The following is a 2,145-nucleotide window of genomic DNA, read 5'->3' on the forward strand; positions in this document are numbered from 1 at the left end:
GCTTAATGGAAAAATGGTCTTGTATTTGGAATATTTGGCAAGTCCGAAAAATGGGCTTAATTTAGTCCCAAACCCGCTGTAGTGCCAAGACGTTAGGCGACATTAATAAGAAAGTTCGTAATACATTCAAATGAAAAAAATGATGTTAATATTAATAATTTTAGCTAGTTTACTTCCCGGAATCTTAGCTGTGACTCAATATTTTGACAATGAGAAAAAGGAAAAAGAAGCAACCAAGAATGAAATCGAACTAAAAACGAAAATTGATAGTCTCAATAAAAATAATTCTTTGCTCGCAGATCAGATTTCGAGTCTATCCAAAGACAATGTTAAACTTTCTAACCAACTAACTGAAACAAGTCTTTTATTAAATAGCAATGTAAAAGGCGGGAAAGAAGTTGATATTGTAGCTTTTAAAACAAGTATAGACCAATTAACAATTTCTGCAAAAAATAATTCCCATTATCCCATTTATGATATTCAAGTTGTTATATTAGATTATGATGCTATTATGAAGTGTAACAATATTGTAAATGCAGAATCAGTTTATATTGATAGAAAATGTTATATGGCCAATATGCAAATTGTACCTACTTTTAATATGAGTCCAAAGAACGAAACACAACTCCCCAATAAACTTCCTATCAAGGGAGAATTAGTAAATTGTGCTTTTCAAATAAAAACAAGAAATGGAATTATTTTAAGACAAACAATATTTAAAATAACTCCGAAAAAAATAGAACAATCTTATAGAATATATGAACTTGTAGACGAAAAACTTATATTCAAAGAAGAGAAAAACCCGTTAAAAATATCTGAAGAATATTGGAACGCTCATTTTTATTCACAGCCATATATATACATGCAAGGAATGGAATAAATTAACGTCGCCTAACAGCCGTTTGGCAAGATTGGGGTTTTAGGCTTATTTGAAAGATGGTTTTGTATTGGGAAAATTGTGTTTAACCGAAAAATCTCGCATCTTTAATCCCCAACCTCGCCAAGCGCCAGAACGTTGTGAGCAAGCGGGCCAAAATCGTCTACGGAATAGAATTAATAAATCTCAATAAGCATTATGGAAAAATATAAAAGTCCATTTCCAGAAAGAAAATTAAGTGGACAAGATTTTTGTGATTTAGTTGATCACATAAATATCATTTTAGAAAAAAGTGATTTATCTGAAGAACGAATCGAGGAATTGCTCAAAAAACTAAAAAATTTTGACAAAAAAAATGAAGCTTTTGAAAACAAATTAGAGAATTTTTATTCGAAACAAATTGAACTGTTTGGAATATTTATAGCTATATTTTCTTTTATAATTGCAGGAATACAAATTTCATCAAAAGCCGAAGGAACTTTCATAGACAAACTCTCTACTTCTACTGCTATATTTCTACCAATAACTTTCTGCATTGTTGTCCTTTTCGTACTAATAAAAAAAATAATACAAAAATGATTGCCAGCTCATTTAGCCGAAAATAATCGTTTTTATAAGTCGCAAACGGCTAGTGAGCGAGAACGTTGTGAGCAAGCATAAACAAACATACTGCTAATGAGAAATAATCTTTACTTACCTTTCTTTGCCATAATTTTAATATTTGTTTCCTGTAAACAAGAACAAATAAAATTTAATCAAAGCAGATGGAATATTCGAAATGACATTGACTATAATCATAGAGAATTAATGATTGAAGACCTTTCAAAAAATTACCTAAATCCTGGAATGAAATTCGCTGACACAGAGAAACTACTAGGAAGAAATCAAGTAAGTAACGAAAAGGATTCGCTTCAACTTCAATATGAAATTTACACAGATTATGGAAGTGATATCGACCCAATAGAAACAAAAACTTTGATTGTGAATTTTAACGCAGATTCAACTTTAACTAGTATTCGGATAAATCATTGGGAAAAATAATGCCAGCTCACAACAGCCACTACAACGGATTTGGGTATTTGGCTTAATGGAAAAATGGTCTTGTATTTGGGATGATTTGGCAAATCCGAAAATAGGGCTTAATTTAATCCCAAACCCGCTGTAGTGCCAAGACGTTATGTGGGAGTTGAAAAAGAAATTTTCTGCTAAAATCAAGTTTTTTTAAAAGCGAATTGTTGCGCAGAAAACCGAAATTCAGAAACGTGAAA

General features: G+C 31.0%; 3 protein-coding genes. All 3 read left to right on the top strand.

The genetic code is table 11. The features are described 5' to 3' along the window. Positions 1-139 precede the first annotated feature (139 nt). Positions 140-880 carry a hypothetical protein gene (locus H600_RS0111645; protein ID WP_157509912.1) on the top strand — a complete coding sequence of 247 codons (741 nt, stop codon included), beginning with the start codon at positions 140-142 and terminating at the stop codon, positions 878-880. A gap of 195 nt (positions 881-1,075) precedes the next feature. Beyond that, positions 1,076-1,456, top strand: a complete 381-nt coding sequence (locus H600_RS0111650; RefSeq protein ID WP_026728944.1) for a hypothetical protein — start codon at positions 1,076-1,078, stop codon at positions 1,454-1,456. 96 nt (positions 1,457-1,552) lie between these two features. Beyond that, complete coding sequence (locus H600_RS22035; RefSeq protein ID WP_035108610.1) at positions 1,553-1,918, top strand: hypothetical protein; 366 nt, start codon at positions 1,553-1,555, stop codon at positions 1,916-1,918. Positions 1,919-2,145 lie beyond the last annotated feature (227 nt).

The sequence above is a fragment of the Flavobacterium denitrificans DSM 15936 genome, from assembly GCF_000425445.1.
In the GTDB taxonomy this organism is placed as follows: domain Bacteria; phylum Bacteroidota; class Bacteroidia; order Flavobacteriales; family Flavobacteriaceae; genus Flavobacterium; species Flavobacterium denitrificans.